The organism is Trichocoleus sp. FACHB-46 (assembly GCF_014695385.1).
Classification (GTDB): domain Bacteria; phylum Cyanobacteriota; class Cyanobacteriia; order FACHB-46; family FACHB-46; genus Trichocoleus.
On sequence record NZ_JACJOD010000039.1, the window covers coordinates 11,154 to 29,744 of the forward strand.

Below are 18,591 nucleotides of genomic sequence, written 5' to 3' on the forward strand. Positions count from 1 at the left end.
AAGCAAGTAGAGAGGTTGTGTCAGGACATGAGAAAAACAAAGGCCGTGGGATTTCGATTCAGAGTATCCGATTTGCAAAAACTAAAGGAGCAAGCTGAACAACAAAAAATTAGTCGCAACGCCCTCGTACAGCAACTTGTCCAAGAGCACCTTCGCAATTCAGAATCATCTGCAATTGCATAAAAAAAGGCTGGCTCTCCGCATTTTCGTTTGCTGAGTCGGGTGGAACCGACTCTCGAAAACTGGGACAACCAACCAGTAGTCTTATTTCTTAATCTCAACGTTAACACTCAACCCGTTCTAAAGGGTATGAGTCAAAGCAAACGAAAAAGCAGAGGGCCGCCGTTACCCACTACGTAACGACGACCCACTATGAAAAATTATTTTCCTGAGCCCATTGTGGCACAGGGTTCCGGCTTATTGCAACACATTGAGTCTCGAAAGTCTCAAGACTGGACTCAATCTCAAGCTAAACTCATCAAATCTTTTAACCGCCTGAGATCGCTCCCCTTCGGCACTGATTTCGTGCAGATATGCAAGGAAGCTCGCCGAACTGGTCTTACCCCGTCAGCATACAAACAGCAATTCAAGGATTGGGAGCGAGGAAACTCACCCGTTCAGTTAGCCCTACTGCCTTCAGAAGCGATCGCACCAGAAGCAGAACTTCCAGTGCTAGGCATCAAACCAGTTCCACCAGAATTGGCGATTGCCCCCAGCCGCTTCTACATCACAGTCAGTCAAGGCAGCCAGAGCTGGCACTACCCCATCCAACTCGAGCAACGGAAAATCCAGCGAATTCTTCCGAGGGTCCAACGGCTGAATTGGGCGCTGGGCTTAGACGGAGCACCCGTTGATGTCGAAGCAATTCACGGGACGCTAAAGCAGGCGATCGATGGAGGGCTAGTTTGATGAGCCTTTCAACCGCGATCGCTTCACAGCACACTCAGAACAAGCAGGATTTCTACAAAACAATTAGACAAGAGTTCATCAATGGCTCAGCGATTGATTCCAGTCTCTTTAATTGCTGCATTGAGATAGTCGATGATACCGAGGTTGAGCCAGGGGGTGATGTCTATTACCCCATCCACGAAGCGCTGAACTGGCGTGTAACTCGCTTCGGCTACCAAGCTAGAGAAACTTTATTTGCCGCAATCCTTCAGAACGAGGATGGAACACCGTGGCAACTGAAGCTAAGCAAACCTCGCTTTAACAAAGAAAAGTGTGGGTTCCAAAAATACGAGACACCTAAGGGTAATGGCTCTAGAGCTTATCTGCCATCTGTTCCGCTAAGCCTCCGGCGAAAGATAGCTGAGCGCTACGATGTTGAAGTTCCTTTAGGCGACAGCTTTTGGGGTTGGTTAGAACATCACCCAGAAATTCCCATTGACATTGACGAGGGAGGGAAGAAGGGATTAGCTGAGCTTTCATTAGGTCGGGTGGCGATCGCTCTCTATGGGGTGAATGGTGGCTATCGGACGAAGGATGCTTTAGGCAACCCCATCCCCCCTCACCTAATTCCCGACATCAAGCGGTTTGCCGTTCCAGGCCGAGAAATCACGCTCAACTTCGACCAAGATGCTAAGCCAGAAACTCGTCAGCGGGTGAATCGTGCCATCGCTCGATTTGGGGGGCTGCTAGAGCGGGAAGGATGCATCGTAAAAGTCTCGTCCTGGGATGGCTCGAAAGGTAAGGGCGTAGATGATCTAATTGTTAATTGTGGCGCTCAAGCTTTCGAGGACGCCTGCTCTCAAGCATTACCACTAGTGGAGTGGAGAACGTGGCAGCGCCTCAAAGGACGCTTGACTTATAAAGCATCAGTTCGACTAACGACAAAGGATTTATCAACCCTTCAAATTGAGGAATTGCCTCAAGAAGGAATTGTAGCGATCGCATCTGCCAAGGCTACAGGCAAAACCAATTTCATTGGCAACCTCATCCAAGGCATTGAATCAGTAGGGCTGCTAGGGCATCGCATCTGCCTAATTCGCAACCTCTGCCAGCGCCTAGGCATCGACTATCGTGGCGATCTTGATAAAGTCCACGGCCAATACATTACGGGCAGTAGCTACACCCTGAGGATTGGCTCTTGCGTTGATTCCTTGCTTGCGCTTGATCCTCAAAAATTTGCTGGCTGTGATTTAGTTTTGGATGAAGTCTGTCAAGTACTTCGCCATTTGCTCACTAGCTCCACTTGCCGGAAGGAAGGTAAGCTGCCTGCACTACTGGCAAGATTTCGTGAGTTAGTCCAGGTAGCCAAGCGAGTCATTCTTGCAGATGCCGACCTAGATAATGCCGCACTAGATTACATTCGAGAGCTACGGGGTGACGATAGCTCTGTATTCCTGGTTCGCAACGATTACCAATCAGAAGGATATCCTGTTCGCTATATTGAGGCACCAGACGCTAGCGTAGTTACTGCTCTGCTATTGAAGGCGATCGCGTCTCGGAAACCGAGTGAAGTCATTTTTGTCGCCACTGACAGCAAAGCAGGCTCGAAAGCTCTTGCCAAACTAGCTCAGCAGTGTGAGGGATTAGGAGCCAAGGTACTGCTGCTTAACTCCGAAACCAGCGGTGGAGAAGCTGAAAGAGCCTTCATTTCCAATCCAGATTCAGTGCTTGCTAGGGGTGAGTATGACGTGATCATTGCCTCACCCTCACTGGCGACGGGGGTTAGCATCGAACGCCAAGGCATCATTACTCACGTGTTTGGCGTATTTTATGGCGCTTCTAGCACTGATGCAGATATTGCTCAATCGCTGATTCGGGTACGTGAGAATGTACCCCGTACAGTTTGGTGTGCGGAGCGTGGACGCAACTTTTGCAAGGTCAGTCAAGCCACGAATCCGATTCAAATTAAAGGTGATTTGAAGTTCCGCACGGATGCCACAGTCCGGTTACTTCGCTCCCAACTTCGTGAGGATGTGACTGGGGAACTCACTAGCTACGACTGGGAAAGCGATCCTCATATTAATCTGTATGCTCGTATTTCAGCCGAGCAAAACTTTTCGATGCACAACCTACGAGTCGCTCTATTGGCTCGCTTGAGGTTTGAAGGGCATCAGGTCACGGTAATCAATGCCGAAAGCAACGAAGAGACAAAGCTCTTACTGAGACAGGCTAAGGCAGAGATTAGGCAAATGGAGGCAGCGGCGATCGCTAGAGCTCGCCCTCTAACCTCAATGGAGGTGTCAGAGCTTGAGAGTCGAGAGGCAATCAGCCCAGAAGATCGACTAGCCTTAACTCGCCACTATCTGAGCGATTTCTACGCTACCGACAACATCACTGCCGAATTAATTGAGTGGGATGCTTCAGGTAGACGGCGATCGCAAATCCTCGCACTGGAACAGCAACTGCACGCAGGCTTAGCCTCAGAGCGAGACATTCACTCTATCGAGAAACAAGCGGCATGGGATAAAGGTGTGGTGGCTTGGGATATTGGCATTGCTGAATTAAAGCGCCAAGCCCGTGAGCGCTTAGGACTAGAGGAGTTCATTAATCCAGACCGTGAGTGGACAGCCGCAGACCTGGAACCCGTTGCAGCAAAAGCTCGCGAGCAATCCCTTTGCATTAAAAAGGTTTTGAATTTTGGGGCGCACGATGGCGTTAGTGATACCCAAATTGTTCACCAGTTACTAGAGCAGATGGGCCTCAAAGTCACCTTTAGGTGGCAACGGATCGAGGGCAAAAAGAAGCGGGTTTATCGGCTGGATACCGAGCACTGGCAGAAATTAAAGGCCATCCTAGCGCAGCGAGCTTGTAAACGCGATCGCCTAAAGCAAAGTGAATCTGAGCACGGATCACCCCCTTCTGTATATGACTACTCAATAGGGGGTGATCCGTACAACGGAACTCCTCAAACTCAGATAGAGCAAGAGAGAACAAGCCCCAAGCCCAAACTAATACAGGTTGTGGGGGCGGTGGTGACTCGCGCTGGCTCGCTGGGTCGATGGGTGGTTGAGGCGATCGCAGGCCAAACTGCCAAAGTGAAGCAGTTGAATGGTTGGGGTTTTGGAGAGTTTCCACTCGATGAACTCACTTTTGTACAGGAGGCGATCGTGTGAGTAGCGAAGTGCTTGGTATAGACACCCCATGAGAAAAAATGTAGTGCCCCAAAGTGACGAAGGGTGTCAGTCGCTTTTCCTAGTGAAGGCGAGCACTCCTAAAAACTGGGATAATTGTTAATGGAAATAGTTCTTGCAACAGACATCAGCAGAATCTTGAAAAACTTCTACTTCTGTATACTATTTCTGAAGCTATGTCCCCACGGGGATGCAGCTATAGAAATTAGAAATAACGAAGCTTATGTTTAATTTTGAGTCTTTAGACGCTAGCAAGTTTTCCCAATAAGGTTTTAAAGTTTTATTTTCTAAAACCTTATTGGGAATGTGAAAGTGAAAATTCTATTCTCGACTCTTCTTAAAAACTCAGTCTATTTTTAGGTTAACAGCGCGATCGCTCGCTGGCTGGGGTGACTTCTCTTCTATGAAATGCTTGCCTTACAGGTGGTAGCTATGGTTTCTAGCCCAGAAATTTCACGTTTGAACGGCAGCAAGTCTCGTGGTCCTACTACCGAGCGAGGTAAAACGATTTCAAGCCGTAATGCCACTAAACACGGGCTGCTAGTCCAGAAGCCACCTCTACTGGTAACGGAGGATTTAGAGACGTTTGAGGGGCTTGTGCAGGGTTTGATTGATCAATACCAGCCAGAGAGCCCAGTTGAGCATTTCTTGGTACAACAAGTGGCAATGGGGGTGCTGAAGCAGTATCGGCTTTGGTCGGTCGAAGCGGCGATCGCCAACGTTGAGATTTTGAAGGCACAGCGTTTGGCTCGTTTTCCTGATGTCGTTACTCCTGCGGAAGTGGAGCTAGACTCATTCGACAAATACCGGGAGAAGCGCACCCCCTGTAAGCAGGTTCTAGAGCAGAAGAAGCGTGCTCTAGAGGCACTAATTCATGACCTGACTTTTGACCTGGCACACCAAGAAGAGCGAGGTGAGGCAAAAACGCTGGAAGCTTTTAGAGACTCGCTCAGTGAAAACTACTCGCCTGAAAGTAAAGTAGCGGAGGTCGAGCGGTATCGGGATGAGTTTGATGAATGGCTGTGTGCGAGTTGGAATGGACGAAAGCGGAAATACACAGCTAACTTGGCTGAGGCGATCGTCCGTGTTGAGAGGTTGATTGAGCTAGCTGGGCAGCAAGTAGCTGAGATTGATCAAGCTCTAGCTGAGATGGCAGCAGTGGAGGAAGCGATCGCGCAAGCGAACACAACTACCATGGAAGTACCAAACCCGGAACGATTCATGCGGTATCAGCGAGAGATTAACCGAGATCTCTATGAAGCCTTGGATCGACTGGAGGCCATCCAGCAACAACCGAATCATTAGGGTTCTATGGGTTCGTTTCGCCAGGCTACGTTCTACCTTTCTCAGAGCTTGGTTGTATTGGCAAGATACAAAACCTTAAGCTAGCCGGAAACTGCTTTTACTGGGTTGAAGAAGCTGTCAACTCAAAGAGTTCAATAGTAGAAAAATTAAAATGACTCAAAAGATTGCGGTGGCGGTGATTCATGGCATCGGTGAGGCAAATCCTAGCTTCGATGATAAAACTAGCCCTAACTTTACTAGTGGAATTGCCAAAAAACTAAGATCCCAGTTTGCAAAACTACTAGGAGAAACGGAAGAAGAGACCGAGTCAAAGCTAGCAATCGAAGCAGTTTATTGGGCTCCAGTCTTACAAGACCTTGAAGATGAGTTAGATGCAAGACTAGAAGTAAAAGAAAAGCTTAGTAGCTTCTTTGGCTTACGCCAATTCATTTTCCATTCTTTGGCAGATAGCGTCGGATATCAGATTACATCTGCAACGCCCCCCGAAGACCGGGAGATCTATGATGAAGTGCACAAGCGGTTTTCTAAAGCACTGGCTAGGCTAGCTCGTAATGATAACGCTGGGCCAGCAGCTCCATTGTGCATCATCGCTCATAGCCTAGGGGCAGTAGTCGCCAGTAACTATATTTGGGATCTTCAACATCAGTCAAATCGAATCCCCATTGGTAACACTCCTTTGGAAAAGGGAGAAACATTTACGCTTTTCTATACTCTTGGTAGTCAAATCCCTTTTTGGTCCTTGAGACATAAAGGTTTTGGTACGCCAGTTTCAGTTCCTTCCCCTGCCCTTACGCAGCATTATCAGGCGCTGAAAGGTGAATGGATTAACTTCTACGACCGAGATGATCTTTTAGGGTATCCAATCCAGAAAATTAATGAGAAGTATGCAGCACTGGTTATTGACAAAGAGGTCAATGCTGGGAATATTGCAACGTCTTGGAACCCGTTCTCTCATAACCAATATTGGACTGATAGTGAAGTAGTTGAGCCACTGGCCAGGTCCCTTGTCAATACTTGGAAGAGTATTAATACTTAGTTTTTGTAAAGCGCTACGGGTTATAGCTTCGGTAATATGAGCGATCGCCGTTAAAGTCGCGATCGCTTCACCAAAATTTTTGTAAGACCCCATGAATGGGGTCTTCTTATGTTAATGGGGTATCTTACGTAATGGCCTGAAAAGTACAATCAAGCTGATGTTCCCCTCAAATCCGCTGCTCCTAGCTTTGATGGGTAGGATTGAGTTGTCTAGAAAGCTGAGCTGTGAATGACACAAATACTTTTATCACAGCTACTTAAGTAGCCTATTTCTTTATACATTTTTTACCCCTAGTAGATATTTCTTAATAGACCAACATTAACAGCTGAAATGTTTGACTTAAGAGGCTCTAGGATTAGGACTCTCACCCGATTGAGTGAATGAAAACTGCGAACAGGGAGATTATTTTTATTGCAGGGACTTCTAAGGGATTTCAACAATGAACCAAAGATAGTTCAGTGTAAAATATTACTCAAAAATAATTCCATGGACGCAAGCTTTCCTGATAACTCTCTGGAGTCTTCCCTTGAAAAGTCAAGCCTGGCACAATCAGAGCATTTAGTGCAGGAGAAAGCGGAAGTCTCTGTTACTACTCCACCGACGCAACCGCAGGAGCAAAAAGAAAATGTTCCTGGGCTAATGGGACAAGCTGCTTATGGTGTAAGTAGATTCTTTCTATTACTAGTTGATTATTGTGAAGAAAGAGCAATTTTAATCTTCTTACTTCTATTAGCTTATGGCGGGTGGTTTCTACTTTGCCGAACAGGTCAAGACATATCCAATAAACTATTCAACTCCTATGAGCATTCAATTGTCAGTTCAAATATAAAGGATTCAAATTTTAGAGAAAAATACCAAGAGTCATTAAGACCTTATGTCAATGATCTTAACTCTCCAGAGCCAGTAAAAGAAAGACTTATAGCTCAAGCTCTAGAAGTTAAAATTAAAGCTGTAAGTGAATTCGAAATGACTAAATATTTCTATACACAGTTTTTTGTTGCAGTCTCAATGGCATCTATAGGGGCTGTCATTTCAGCTGTCACTTTGTTTTCTATGAGTAAATCAGGGTGGGATAATTGTAAAAGTAGACCATTAGTAACCATCTTTGTTGTGTCTTCTGGAATTACAGTCTTTTTCTCCTCTTCTATTTTTATCTTTCAACTGGAAAGCAATATAGCTGAAAATAAAAAGCTTTATCTTGGTTATGCTGCGTTAGAGGACCGAATTCTCAGTTACCTATCGACTAAGCAATTTGCTTTATCGACTGTAGATGCACCTGTCAACCCTGGGCAAGCTAAGACAAGATCTTTTATTGATAAAACAACAGAGGTAATTAGCTATATAGATGGTGAATTAGCAGCTATTAACAACATAGCAATTGGCTTTGATGCTGCCAAAATTCCTAACTACCAGGATCTTCAAAAGCTTACCAATGAGGCATCACCAGGGAAATCATCTCAGTAATTAGAGGTGACTACGCTCTTGGAAATTCCACGCTTTAGTTTATCAGCGATCCCTCTCAAGTCATCTCAATCAACTGACAAAAACTGCTGAATTTGGGTAACTCCAAATCCAGCAGCTTGCTACTAACTTCGATTTCTAGATTAAAGCGGCTCCTCGACGGTTATTATAACTGGAGCAAGCTAATCGCAGGTTAGACAGGGCGTTGGAGCCACCTCTGCTACGAGGAGTCAAGTGGTCTAGGGTCAGTTGCTGTATCGGGAAACAGTTATCGCAATGGTAGCAGTGGCAGCCATACCGAGTGAAAAGACTTCTTTTGCGACGGTTGCGATCGCTACTGCTCATGTTGTGATTACTCATAAATAACTCCTGAGTTGTATAGCGCATACAGGAGTGGTGGGAGGCTAAGAGCCAACAGTTAGGGCTTAAGTTTGAAAATCATCAAACTCAAGCTTTATTAGTTTTTGGACTTATGGCTGGGCTTGAATACTCTGAGCGCACCTGAATCCTTTAGGATTCAACCGCAGTCGGAAGATTCAAACTTCTTGTGGCCTTTGGCTCCTCGTTTCTTTAACTCTGTATGCTTGTCCCGAATCTAGCAGCAATTTTTGGTAGATGCCACAGTAGTTTCGCGAATGCTGAGTCAGGAAGTGCTTGGCAGTACTCTGACAGATTGTGGAAGTTGCGATCGCGCCTTCAATCTGCCCCCATACTTCGATAGGATGCCAAAGCGTCCTGTTTTTGCGGGATGTGGTTGGGGAATAACTAGGTACGAAGTGTTGGATGGCAGCGAACTATTCTGTGATTGAAAAGCGTCTCTGGGAAGCAGCGGATGCACTCCGGGCGAACTCGAAGCTGAAGTCTTCGGAGTATTCGGTGCCAGTGTTGGGGCTGATTTTCTTATGCTATGCGGATTTCAAGTTTACCCAGGCCGAGAAGGAGCTAGTCCAGACCCAGGAGGGTTCCCGGCGGCGGCGCACGGTGGGTAAGCTGGATTACCAGGCGCGAGGGGTGCTTTACCTGCCAGAGCAGGCCCGGTTTTCGACTTTGCTGAAGCTGCCAGAAGGGACTGACCTGGGCAAGGCGATCAACGAAGCCATGAAAGCCATCGGGGAAGAAAACCCGGAACTGGCTGGGGTACTGCCGAGGAATTACACCAGCTTTGAGAATAGTTTGCTGGTTGAGTTGCTGAAGAAGCTGAACTTTCAGCAAGAACTCCAAGGCCAGGAAGGGGACGTTTTCGGCAAGATTTACGAGTATTTTTTGGGCGAGTTTGCCCGGAGTGAGGGGCAGAAGGGGGGCGAGTTCTTTACCCCCCTCTCGTTGGTTAAGTTGATTGTCGAAATCATTGAGCCGTTCCACGGGCGCATTTTCGACCCTGCCTGTGGGTCGGGGGGCATGTTTGTGCAGAGTGCGGTGCTGGTAGAGACGCGCAAGAAGGCAGACCCCAACGCTGAAATTAGCCTGTATGGGCAAGAGCGGGTGGGTGAGACGGTGCAGCTGTGCAAGATGAACTTAGCTGTGCATGGCTTGTCGGGGCTAGGGAGCATTCTGGAGGGAAACAGCTACTACGACGACATCCACAAGTGCCTGGGTCAGTTTGACTTTGTGATGGCGAACCCACCGTTCAACGTGAATGCGGTGGACAAGGAACGGCTGAAGACGGATGCTCGGTTTAAGGCGTTTGGGCTACCCAAGGCAGACAACGCCAATTACATCTGGATTCACCTGTTTTACAGTGCCCTGAATGACAAGGGCCGAGCTGGATTTGTGATGGCGAACTCTGCCAGTGATGCAAGAGGCTCGGAATTGGAGATTCGCCAAAAGCTGATTCAGACGGGAGCGGTGGACGTAATGGTCGCCATCGGCTCAAATTTCTTCTACACGGTGACGCTGCCCTGTACGCTGTGGTTTTTGGACAAGGCGAAGACGCAGACGGCCCGCAAAGAACAGGTGCTATTTATCGATGCACGGCACATTTACCACCAAGTAGACCGTGCCCATCGAGACTTTACGGAAGCGCAAATTGAGTTTCTGACCAATATCGTCCGGCTATATCGGGGTGAGCTACCAGAGATTACCAATGGCAGCCAAGCGCTATTAAATGAGGCGTTCCCGGATGGTGACTATCGAGATGTGGCGGGGTTGTGCAGGGTGGCAACTCTAACCGAGATCGAAGCTCAAGGCTGGAGTTTAAACCCAGGCCGTTATGTAGGGGTGGCAGAACGAGCGGTTGAGGATTTCGATTTTGCCGAGCGCTTGGAAGAGCTGAATGAAGAACTAGAAGTTCTGAACGTTGAGGCCAGGGAGTTAGAAGAGCGAATTGCTGAGAATGTAGCGATGCTATTAGAAGGGGCCACGAAATGAGCCGAGCTAAAACTCTCAATGATGTTTGTGAATTAATTGTTGATTGCGAACATAAAACTGCTCCTACACAATCAACAGGCTACCCCTCCATCAGAACTCCTAATATTGGAAGAGGTCAATTAATACTTGATAACGTGAATCGTGTTTCGGAGGAAACTTATCAAGCTTGGACGAAACGAGCCATACCACAAGCAGATGATCTAATTTTGGCTCGTGAGGCTCCAATGGGTAATGTAGCAATTATTCCTAAAAATCTAAAAATCTGCTTGGGTCAAAGAACAGTTCTAATTAGACCAAATAAGCGAAAAGTAAATCCAGGATATCTTTGCTATTTGCTACTTGGTGATGAAGTTCAAGGAAAAATTTTGGGGATATCAAATGGTGCAACTGTTCATCATTTGAATATGAAAGATATTCGCAATCTAGAGCTTCCTGAACTTTCCTCTTTATCGACTCAATCCAAAATTGCTGATATTCTCTCAAACTACGATCGTCTAATTGAAAACAACATAAGACGCATCCAAATCTTGGAAGAAATGGCGCGATCGCTCTACAACGAGTGGTTCGTCAAATTCCGCTTCCCAGGTCATGAGCAGACCAGACTAGTTATTTCAGAATTAGGGCTAATCCCTGAACGCTGGAAAGTTGAAAAACTTGAAAATTAGGTCATTTGGGTAGAGGAAAGTCAAAGCATCGCCCTAGAAATGATGCTTCTCTATATGGCGGCGATTATCCATTCATTCAAACAGGAGAAGTTAAAGAAGCGTCTTCAGTAATCTATATAACCAGCTATAGCCAAACCTATAATGAGAAGGGTTTGGCACAAAGCAAGTTATGGGAACCGAAAACCTTACTGATAACAATTGCCGCTAATATTGCTGAAACCGCTATATTGACATTTCCAGCATGTTTTCCAGACAGCATTATTGGTTTTGTTGCCGACTCAGGACAAGTTAGCCCTGAGTTTATTAAATACTCTATTGAGCAACTTAAGCTAAAAATGCAGAATGTCTCTAAAGGAACTACTCAAGATAACCTGAGCCAAGAAAAACTTAGAATCTTTGACTTTTTAGTTCCTGACCAAGTAACGGTGCAAGCTTTTATAAAAGCTACAAAACCTATCTTTCGCCAAACTCAGAATCTGCTTCAAAAAAATTACAACCTGAACAAGACTCGTGATCTTCTTTTGCCTAAGCTAATCTCAGGTGAAATTGATGTAGAGAGTTTAGAGATTGAAAGTGAGGGTAAGGCGATCGTGGTTGAAGAAGTGAGTGAAGTTAGAGAGGCGATCGCAGTTTGATCTGTAGTGGGGCGTGAGCGTTAAGGTTGGCAATTAAAGAATCAATGAAAGAGTAGAAAAATGCCAAAGACCATTGATGAGGGCTTTAAAGATTTCCTATCACAACTCACTCCCTCACCTTTCGAATCTAAAGCTGCACAAGAGCACCGAGCTTCTATTGTTGAGTGTCTCCAGAAGAACTTTGGTGCACTACGATTCTTTCGTACTGGTTCCTTTGGTAACGGTACAAGTATATATGGGTATAGCGATGTAGATTATTTTGCTTGTATGCGTTCAGGCCTATTGAGTCAAGACTCAGAGAGAGCACTGATTCAAATACGCAGCGCTCTAGCGCAAAGATTTTCAGGAACCATTGTGCGTGTTGACTGTCCAGCAATCAAAATCTTATTCGGTTCCAATGCGAGAGAGTCTACAGAAATTGTTCCTGCACAACATCTGGAAACCTTAGAAACTGGATATTGCATTTATGCTATTCCTAACTGTTCAAATAAATGGATGAGAGCAAGCCCAGAAATACATGATGCTTATGTACGTTCAGTTGATCAAAGTTTAGGCGGAAAAGTTAAGCCATTAATTCGCTTCATCAAAGCCTGGAAATATTATCGGCAAGTTCCTATTTCATCATTTTATATAGAGTTAAGCGTGGCTAAATATGCTGAAGAAGAAAAATATATTCTTTATGACATAGATATCAAGCGTTTTCTATCTCATCTTTATGAAAAAAATCTTTCGGCGATTCAAGATCCAATGGGTATTTCAGGTTATATTCAACCCTGCTCTACTCAAAATCAATTGCTCGAATCACTCTCTAAATTATCTACTGCTTTGATACGTGCTCAGAATGCACTAGAAGCAAAAAATAGAGGTGATATAAGAGAAGCTTTCAGTTGGTGGAAGCTGCTTTACAACGAACAATTTTCAAGTTACTACAGATGAACTCTATTCCTCAGGAACAAGTACTACCGCACCAAATAGATCGCTTAGCTGCACAACAATACTTCTATTCTGCCGCTAAACGGATACAAGCAATTCACATATTCTGTAGTGTTCCACTGGTATTAATCGGTTCATTAATAGCTGCATTTTTTCCACAGTTTAGTGTTTACACCGCCCTTTGGGGCTTATCAATTACCTTCTTAGATGTAATATTCTTCTCACCTTATCAAAAAATGTTTAAAAAACAGGCAGCGAAAATACAAGAGATATTCGATTGTGATGTTCTAAAGCTTGAATGGGCATCAATCAAAATTGGCCGCCGCCCCGATGAAGAAACAGTTTTAGAAGCAGCTTCGCACTTTAAAAAAGCTAATCCTAGCTATCCTCATCTCACAGATTGGTACGCTAAAGAAGTTGGTCAACTACCAATTGAGCAAGCTCGAATCATCTGCCAGCGGACTAATTGCTGGTGGGATTCTAAGCTTCGTCGAAATTATGCAAACTGGGTAGTAATCCTACTAAGTTCTCTAGTAATTGCTTTAGTAATAATAGGTTTAATTGGTAATTATAGCTTAGAAAGCTTCATTTTGAGAACTTTAGTTCCTTTAACACCTGCTTTTCTCTTGGGAACACGACAATACAGTGAGCATATTGAGTCTGCAAATTCCTGGCAAAGATTAAAGGAATATTCAGAACAGCTATGGGAGCAAGCTATTAGTAAACAAAAGACTGACCAGGAACTTACTCAATCATCTCGTTGTTTGCAAGACGAAATTTATGAGCATCGTTGTAAAAGTCCTTTGATATTTGATTGGTTATACCACCAACTTAGACCTGCTTATTCTGAGCAAACAGATAGGGGTGTGAAAGCTATGGTCGAAGATGCACTAAGGGCTCCCTAAGCCTTAGTGTTGACTTAGGTTCTTCTGAGAACTAGATACTTTAAAGGATGCAAGAACAACTACAGAAAAGTTGCGAGCCCAAGCTATTACTACTGTAAATTCTGAAATAAACGTGCGCTCGCATCCTGAAGTATTAATTCTTCAGCTGCAAAAAGGAATGCTAGAACTTGGCAAGCACATCCAAAGCTAGAACTTCCTTCAATGCCTCACCCCCACCCCGACTCCGAGCAAGCCCTGGAAAACGAAACCATCGACCTGTTTGACTCGATGGGCTGGGCAACCGTTGATTGTATGAACGAGGCTTGTGGGGCTAATAATCCAATGGGTCGAGAAACCAAGAGCGAGGTTGTCTTAGTGCCCCTCCTGCGCTCGGCCCTCATCAAGCTCAACCCAGACTTGCCCAGTGAAGCCATCCAGCTTGCCATTGATGAGTTGGTGCGCGATCGCAGCACCAGCCTAGAAAACACCAACCGCGAGATTTACCAACTGCTCAAAAACGGAGTCAAAGTCCGATTCAAAAACGATGACGACGAAGAGCAGGAAGAAACCCTCAAAGTCATCGACTGGGAAACCCCAACCAATAACGACTTTTTGCTAGTCTCACAGCTTTGGATCACAGGTGAAATCTACACCCGTCGCACTGATCTCATCGGCTTCGTCAACGGCCTACCCCTCGTGTTCATCGAACTCAAAGCTCACCATCAGCGGCTAGAGCAGGCATACCAAAAGAATCTCACCGACTACAAACAAACCATCCCCCAACTGTTCTGGTATAACGCCTTCATCATCCTCTCCAACGGCAAAAAAAGCTGCATTAGCTCGCTTACCGCTCAGTGGGAGCACTTTGCTGAGTGGCAGAAGATCAATAGTGATGGAGAAGAAGGGATCATTTCCTTGGAAACCATCATCCGAGGCACCTGCGACAAAACCCGCTTACTCGATTTAGTCGAAAACTTCACCTTCTTCTACACCGCAGGCGGCAACCTCACCAAAATCGTCGCCAAGAACCACCAATTTTTAGGAGTGAATGCTGCCGTTGATGCCGTTGGACAAATTGAGCAGAACAAAGGCAAACTAGGCGTTTTCTGGCATACCCAAGGCAGCGGTAAAAGCTACTCGATGGTGTTCTTCTCCCAGAAAATCTTGCGGAAGCAACCAGGAAACTGGACCTTCTTGATCCTCACTGACCGGGAAGACCTCGACGGCCAAATCTACAAAAACTTTGCCTACGCTGGAGCCGTTACCGAGCCAGAGAACGAAGTCCGAGCCAAAAGCGCCGAACACCTGAAACAGCTTTTACGCGAAGATCACCGCTACGTCTTCACCCTGATTCAGAAATTTCGCACTGAAAAAGGTGCTACCTACCCAAAACTCAGCGATCGCTCAGACATCATTGTGATCGCAGACGAAGCGCACCGTTCGCAGTACGATACCTTTGCCCTCAACCTCCGTAACGCTCTCCCCAACGCTGGCTTTATCGGCTTTACAGGCACCCCGTTAATGTCTGGGGAAGAAAAGACACGAGAAGAATTTGGCGACTACATCAGCATCTACAACTTCCAGAAGTCGATCCAGGATGGTGCTACCGTCCCGCTCTACTACGAAAACCGGATTCCAGAACTACAACTCGACAATAGCGACCTGAACGCTGAGATTGGCAAATCATTGCCGCCGCTGCCCTCGACGAGGACGAAGAACGCAAGCTAGAGCGAGAATTCAGCCGCGAGTATCACCTGATTACCAGAGACGACCGACTCGAAAAAATTGCTGAAGACATCGTGAGCCACTTCATGGGTCGAGGCTACCCAGGCAAAGCAATGGTGATCGCGATCGATCGCTTCACTGTCGTCAAGATGTACGACAAAGTGCAGCACTACTGGCAGCAGTACCTCCAGAAACTGAAAGCTCAGCTTGCCACAGCCAGCGAACTAGAGCAAAAGAGGCTCTCAGCCCAGATTGCCTACATGGAAGCCACAGACATGGCTGTAGTCGTGTCCTCTTCCCAAAATGAGGCTGAAGCCTTCAAGAAAAAAGAGTTAGACATTACGCCACACCGGAAGCGGATGGTGCATGAGTCTCCAGGGCTGGATGAGAAGTTCAAAGATCCACAAAACCCCCTCCGCATCGTGTTTGTCTGTGCCATGTGGATCACCGGGTTTGATGTGCCCAGTTGCTCCACGATTTACCTCGACAAACCCATGCAAAACCACACCCTGATGCAGACTATTGCCAGGGCAAACCGGGTTTTCCGAGACAAGGTGAACGGGTTAATCGTGGACTATATCGGAGTCTTCCGTAACCTGCAAAAAGCCTTAGCGATCTACGGCCCAGCTTCTGAAGGGGGCGTTGAAGAAGGCGACACCCCAGTTAAAGCCAAAGCTGCCCTGGTAGAACAACTCAGGCAGGCGATTGTCGAAGCAACCACGTTTTGCACGATCAAGGGCGTTGACTTGATGAAGCTCCAAACCACTCAGGGTGCCTTCGAGCGTACCAAGGTGTGGGCAGAAGCCGTAGAAGCAATTCTGCTTAACGACGAAACTAAACGAACTTATTTTTCCCTCGCAGGTAACGTCACCCGTCTCTACAAAGCCATCCTGCCTGACCCCAACGCGAATGAGTTCACTGCTACTGAAGCGCTCTTTAGTCGTCTCAGCCAAGAGATTCGCAACGAAGTGCCTGATGTAGACATTTCTGAGATCAAGGCAGAAGTTGAAGAGCTGCTCGACAATTCAATCTTTGCAGGTAAGTTCGTTATCCCAGAGTCCCAAGGCCAATACATTGACCTCAGCCAAGTTGACTTTGAGGCTCTGAAAGCCCAATTTGCCACAGGCTACCCTCGCACCGAAGCCGAAAAACTCAAGGGCACGCTCAATCAAAAGCTGCAACGGATGGTAAGTCTCAATAAAACCCGTACCAACTACCTGGAAAAATTCCAGCAAATGATTGAAGAGTACAATGCTGGCTCTCGCAACGTTGAGCAATTCTTCAATGACCTAGTCACCTTTGCCCAAGACTTGAAAACCGAAGACCAACGGGCGATCGCTGAAAACTTGGCCGAGGAAGAGCTAGCCATCTTTGACCTACTCACCAAACCCGAACTCACCCTCACCAAACAGGAAGAGCAAGCCGTCAAGCAAGTGGCACGGCAAGTCTTAGAAACCCTGAAGCGAGAAAAGCTAGTGCTAGATTGGCGCAAACGTCAGCAGTCCAGAGCAGCCGTTAGACTTGCGATCGAGGAAGGATTGGACCAACTCCCAGAAACCTACTCAGCCGAAATCTACGAGCAAAAGTGCGAGCAGGTCTACCAGCACGTCTACGATGCTTACCAAGAGCGAGGCAAGAGCATCTACAGCTCAGCTGCATAGGGACAGAGTCTTTTAGACCTACATTCCATGGAATCCTCTAATACCTAGCTTCCTACATTACACGGCTACCTTCACACGTACGTCGCATTGCTTATTTGCCCCTAAACAGGTAAAAGACAGGCATAGAACAGGTAAAGCTTTAGGGGCGATCGCTCATCAACTTTAGCTAAAGCCTACTGACCTTAAAATATTAGCTTTTACTATCAGTGTCTCGAGGTGACGCAGGGTAGCGAATTAAACAACTACTGATAACACAACTGATTCGAAGAAGCGATCGCTAGAAAATCACCATACAGAGAGCGATTTGGGAATTTTGAGTGGCCTAAAAATGTTAGCTTTTGTTAACGTTTTTCGAGAGTAGCCAGAAAAATATAGGGTAGCAAAAATAACTAAGGCTGGGGGGATTAGGCATCGAAAGCGATCGGACTAACCCTATTTCTCCACCGAGGCTAGTTGACTTCAATCGCGCTCAACCAGTTGACGCACGGCACTCACGATCAAATCTGGTTGCTCTAAGGGAATCAGGTGACCACTATTCTCGGCAATGATCGCTTTGCTATGCGACGAAAGTTTAGTTAAATCGAACTGAAGTGCCTGCCACCGCTGGAAGCTGGCATCACTCATGGCTGGGGCTTTGACACCTTGAATTAAAACGACCAAAGGCAAATTGTGCAAGGATGTTACGGCTTGGAACTGCGCAAAGCTGGTTTCTAGGTGGGCACGTTCGCTCGCGACAGTGGCCCAATAGTGAGGACGATAACAGTAAGCTTTGTAAGTATCAAACAAGGCTTGGACGGCGAGCGGATATTTTTGTATCTCTTGTTTGATCGCTTTAAACATGGGCAACAAGTTGAGTTCCCCCATTAAGCGCAGCACACCCACTCGACTGGCAACCCTCAGCACTTGATAAAGCCATAACTCCTTTTTGATGCCTTTCCAGGTTTCAGCTGTCATGTAGCTTTCATGGGAAGCATCCACCAACACCAAGCCAACCACATCCTCTGGATATTGACTGGCATAGAGCCGCATATTGGCACCACCCAAGGAGTGTCCAACCAAAATGTAAGGCGGCTTGAGCCCAGCTTTTGTTAGCAGTGTATGCAGTTCCTCAACGCTTTGCTGGCTCGTGCGAGGTCGCCTGAGGTTGGGCTCGCTCCAGCCTAAACCCGCCCGATCGTAAACACACACATGGCTAAATTGAGCAATTTCAGATGGCACCAAGCCCCAGGTGATGGCTGGGGCACCCGCACCCGCATCCATAACCACTGTTGGTGTCCCCTGACCCATACAGTGGAGGTGTAGACGAAAGCCACCCAGATCAACCAACTGCCCGAGTGGAGGGTATTGCTGTCGATCCACAGCTGCACCGACTGTTTGGTAGACAATTCCTGAAAGTAAGCCGATGGCAGTTACACCGAGCCCAAGCCAAAGCAACTTTTCCGTCATGATCATAGCGGCAGGCACCAAGGCTGACACGGCTAAACTTGAGTTTAGCTTTCCTACCAGTGAGGCAGTCGCTGAAGAAGCACGCTTGTGAGGGTAAGGATTAACCCAATCATGTTGTCGATCGCCCTTGCTCGCTCTACGATGCAAGGCTTACCTCAATAAGGACGAGTGGTATAGCCCTACGTAGCTGCATTAGGACGCTATTCTAGAGGGAGAGAAGCGTTGGGAACAACTATGCCTGCCCCTTACAGCTATGACCTGCGGCAAAAAGCGATTGAAGCTTTTCAGAGTGGAGAAGGCAAAAGCGACGTCTGTCGCATGTTTAATATCAGTCGCAACACCCTAGACCTGTGGCTGAAGCGGCGAGAGGAAACAGGGGATTATCAAGCCATTA

The 18,591-nt window shown here is 46.6% G+C and carries 15 protein-coding genes; 13 read left to right on the forward strand and 2 right to left on the reverse strand.

All coding sequences use genetic code 11. The features are described 5' to 3' along the window. Positions 1 to 372 precede the first annotated feature (372 nt). From H6F72_RS23315 to H6F72_RS23335, 5 genes are all read left to right on the forward strand, one after another. Entirely contained in the window at positions 373 to 909 is a 537-nt protein-coding gene (locus tag H6F72_RS23315; RefSeq protein WP_190441497.1) for a hypothetical protein, read from the forward strand. After that, entirely contained in the window at positions 909 to 4,061 is a 3,153-nt protein-coding gene (locus H6F72_RS23320; RefSeq protein ID WP_190441499.1) for a plasmid replication protein, CyRepA1 family, read from the forward strand. The genes H6F72_RS23315 and H6F72_RS23320 overlap by 1 nt, the downstream gene beginning before the upstream one ends. Positions 4,062 to 4,511: 450 nt before the next feature. After that, positions 4,512 to 5,384, forward strand: coding sequence for a hypothetical protein (locus H6F72_RS23325; protein WP_190441501.1), 873 nt, complete (start codon positions 4,512 to 4,514; stop codon positions 5,382 to 5,384). A gap of 151 nt (positions 5,385 to 5,535) precedes the next feature. Continuing rightward, complete coding sequence (locus H6F72_RS23330; protein WP_190441503.1) at positions 5,536 to 6,420, forward strand: hypothetical protein; 885 nt, start codon at positions 5,536 to 5,538, stop codon at positions 6,418 to 6,420. 486 nt (positions 6,421 to 6,906) lie between these two features. Continuing rightward, entirely contained in the window at positions 6,907 to 7,884 is a 978-nt protein-coding gene (locus H6F72_RS23335; protein ID WP_190441505.1) for a hypothetical protein, read from the forward strand. Positions 7,885 to 8,019: 135 nt separating this feature from the next. On the opposite strand, the gene H6F72_RS23340 is transcribed toward H6F72_RS23335, so the two are convergent. Further along, entirely contained in the window at positions 8,020 to 8,241 is a 222-nt protein-coding gene (locus tag H6F72_RS23340; protein WP_190441508.1) for an HNH endonuclease, read from the reverse strand. Between the two features lie 423 nt (positions 8,242 to 8,664). On the opposite strand from H6F72_RS23340, the gene H6F72_RS23345 reads away from it, so the two are divergent. The 7 genes from H6F72_RS23345 to H6F72_RS29775 all read left to right on the forward strand — a co-directional run bounded on the left by H6F72_RS23345 (position 8,665) and on the right by H6F72_RS29775 (position 16,751). Next, positions 8,665 to 10,248 (forward strand): class I SAM-dependent DNA methyltransferase, encoded by a 1,584-nt coding sequence (locus H6F72_RS23345; RefSeq protein ID WP_190441510.1) that lies wholly within the window; start codon positions 8,665 to 8,667, stop codon positions 10,246 to 10,248. Beyond that, complete coding sequence (locus H6F72_RS23350) at positions 10,245 to 10,913, forward strand: restriction endonuclease subunit S (RefSeq protein ID WP_190441512.1); 669 nt, start codon at positions 10,245 to 10,247, stop codon at positions 10,911 to 10,913. Before H6F72_RS23345 ends, H6F72_RS23350 begins: the two co-directional genes overlap by 4 nt. Before the next feature lie 5 nt (positions 10,914 to 10,918). Beyond that, positions 10,919 to 11,548 carry a restriction endonuclease subunit S gene (locus H6F72_RS29765; RefSeq protein WP_199299254.1) on the forward strand — a complete coding sequence of 210 codons (630 nt, stop codon included), beginning with the start codon at positions 10,919 to 10,921 and terminating at the stop codon, positions 11,546 to 11,548. A 60-nt stretch (positions 11,549 to 11,608) separates the two neighbouring features. Further along, positions 11,609 to 12,484, forward strand: a complete 876-nt coding sequence (locus H6F72_RS23360) for a nucleotidyltransferase (RefSeq protein ID WP_190441514.1) — start codon at positions 11,609 to 11,611, stop codon at positions 12,482 to 12,484. Then, positions 12,481 to 13,386 carry an S-4TM family putative pore-forming effector gene (locus H6F72_RS23365; protein ID WP_190441516.1) on the forward strand — a complete coding sequence of 302 codons (906 nt, stop codon included), beginning with the start codon at positions 12,481 to 12,483 and terminating at the stop codon, positions 13,384 to 13,386. Before H6F72_RS23360 ends, H6F72_RS23365 begins: the two co-directional genes overlap by 4 nt. A 201-nt stretch (positions 13,387 to 13,587) precedes the next feature. Beyond that, positions 13,588 to 15,093 (forward strand): type I restriction endonuclease subunit R, encoded by a 1,506-nt coding sequence (locus H6F72_RS29770; protein WP_199299255.1) that lies wholly within the window; start codon positions 13,588 to 13,590, stop codon positions 15,091 to 15,093. Positions 15,094 to 15,176: 83 nt separating this feature from the next. Then, the gene (locus tag H6F72_RS29775) at positions 15,177 to 16,751 is read left to right on the forward strand and encodes a type I restriction enzyme endonuclease domain-containing protein (RefSeq protein WP_206755457.1); all 1,575 of its coding nucleotides are present in this window, start codon (positions 15,177 to 15,179) and stop codon (positions 16,749 to 16,751) included. A 459-nt stretch (positions 16,752 to 17,210) separates the two neighbouring features. On the opposite strand, the gene H6F72_RS23375 is transcribed toward H6F72_RS29775, so the two are convergent. Then, complete coding sequence (locus H6F72_RS23375) at positions 17,211 to 18,344, reverse strand: alpha/beta fold hydrolase (RefSeq protein WP_242017092.1); 1,134 nt, start codon at positions 18,342 to 18,344, stop codon at positions 17,211 to 17,213. A gap of 87 nt (positions 18,345 to 18,431) precedes the next feature. Between H6F72_RS23375 and H6F72_RS23380 the strand changes: the two genes are divergently transcribed. Then, a partial coding sequence (locus H6F72_RS23380) for a helix-turn-helix domain-containing protein (protein WP_190441518.1) occupies positions 18,432 to 18,591 on the forward strand: 160 nt, incomplete at its 3' end.

Excerpts from the sequence above, each read along its gene's own strand:
- H6F72_RS23315 (WP_190441497.1), top strand. The coding sequence starts at position 373 with ATGAAAAATTATTTTCCTGAGCCCATTGTGGCACAGGGTTCCGGCTTA.
- H6F72_RS23320 (WP_190441499.1), top strand. The coding sequence starts at position 909 with ATGAGCCTTTCAACCGCGATCGCTTCACAGCACACTCAGAACAAGCAG.
- H6F72_RS23325 (WP_190441501.1), top strand. The coding sequence starts at position 4,512 with ATGGTTTCTAGCCCAGAAATTTCACGTTTGAACGGCAGCAAGTCTCGT.
- H6F72_RS23330 (WP_190441503.1), top strand. The coding sequence starts at position 5,536 with ATGACTCAAAAGATTGCGGTGGCGGTGATTCATGGCATCGGTGAGGCA.
- H6F72_RS23335 (WP_190441505.1), top strand. The coding sequence starts at position 6,907 with ATGGACGCAAGCTTTCCTGATAACTCTCTGGAGTCTTCCCTTGAAAAG.
- H6F72_RS23340 (WP_190441508.1), bottom strand. The coding sequence starts at position 8,241 with ATGAGTAATCACAACATGAGCAGTAGCGATCGCAACCGTCGCAAAAGA.
- H6F72_RS23345 (WP_190441510.1), top strand. The coding sequence starts at position 8,665 with ATGGCAGCGAACTATTCTGTGATTGAAAAGCGTCTCTGGGAAGCAGCG.
- H6F72_RS23350 (WP_190441512.1), top strand. The coding sequence starts at position 10,245 with ATGAGCCGAGCTAAAACTCTCAATGATGTTTGTGAATTAATTGTTGAT.
- H6F72_RS23360 (WP_190441514.1), top strand. The coding sequence starts at position 11,609 with ATGCCAAAGACCATTGATGAGGGCTTTAAAGATTTCCTATCACAACTC.
- H6F72_RS23365 (WP_190441516.1), top strand. The coding sequence starts at position 12,481 with ATGAACTCTATTCCTCAGGAACAAGTACTACCGCACCAAATAGATCGC.
- H6F72_RS29770 (WP_199299255.1), top strand. The coding sequence starts at position 13,588 with ATGCCTCACCCCCACCCCGACTCCGAGCAAGCCCTGGAAAACGAAACC.
- H6F72_RS29775 (WP_206755457.1), top strand. The coding sequence starts at position 15,177 with ATGGGTCGAGGCTACCCAGGCAAAGCAATGGTGATCGCGATCGATCGC.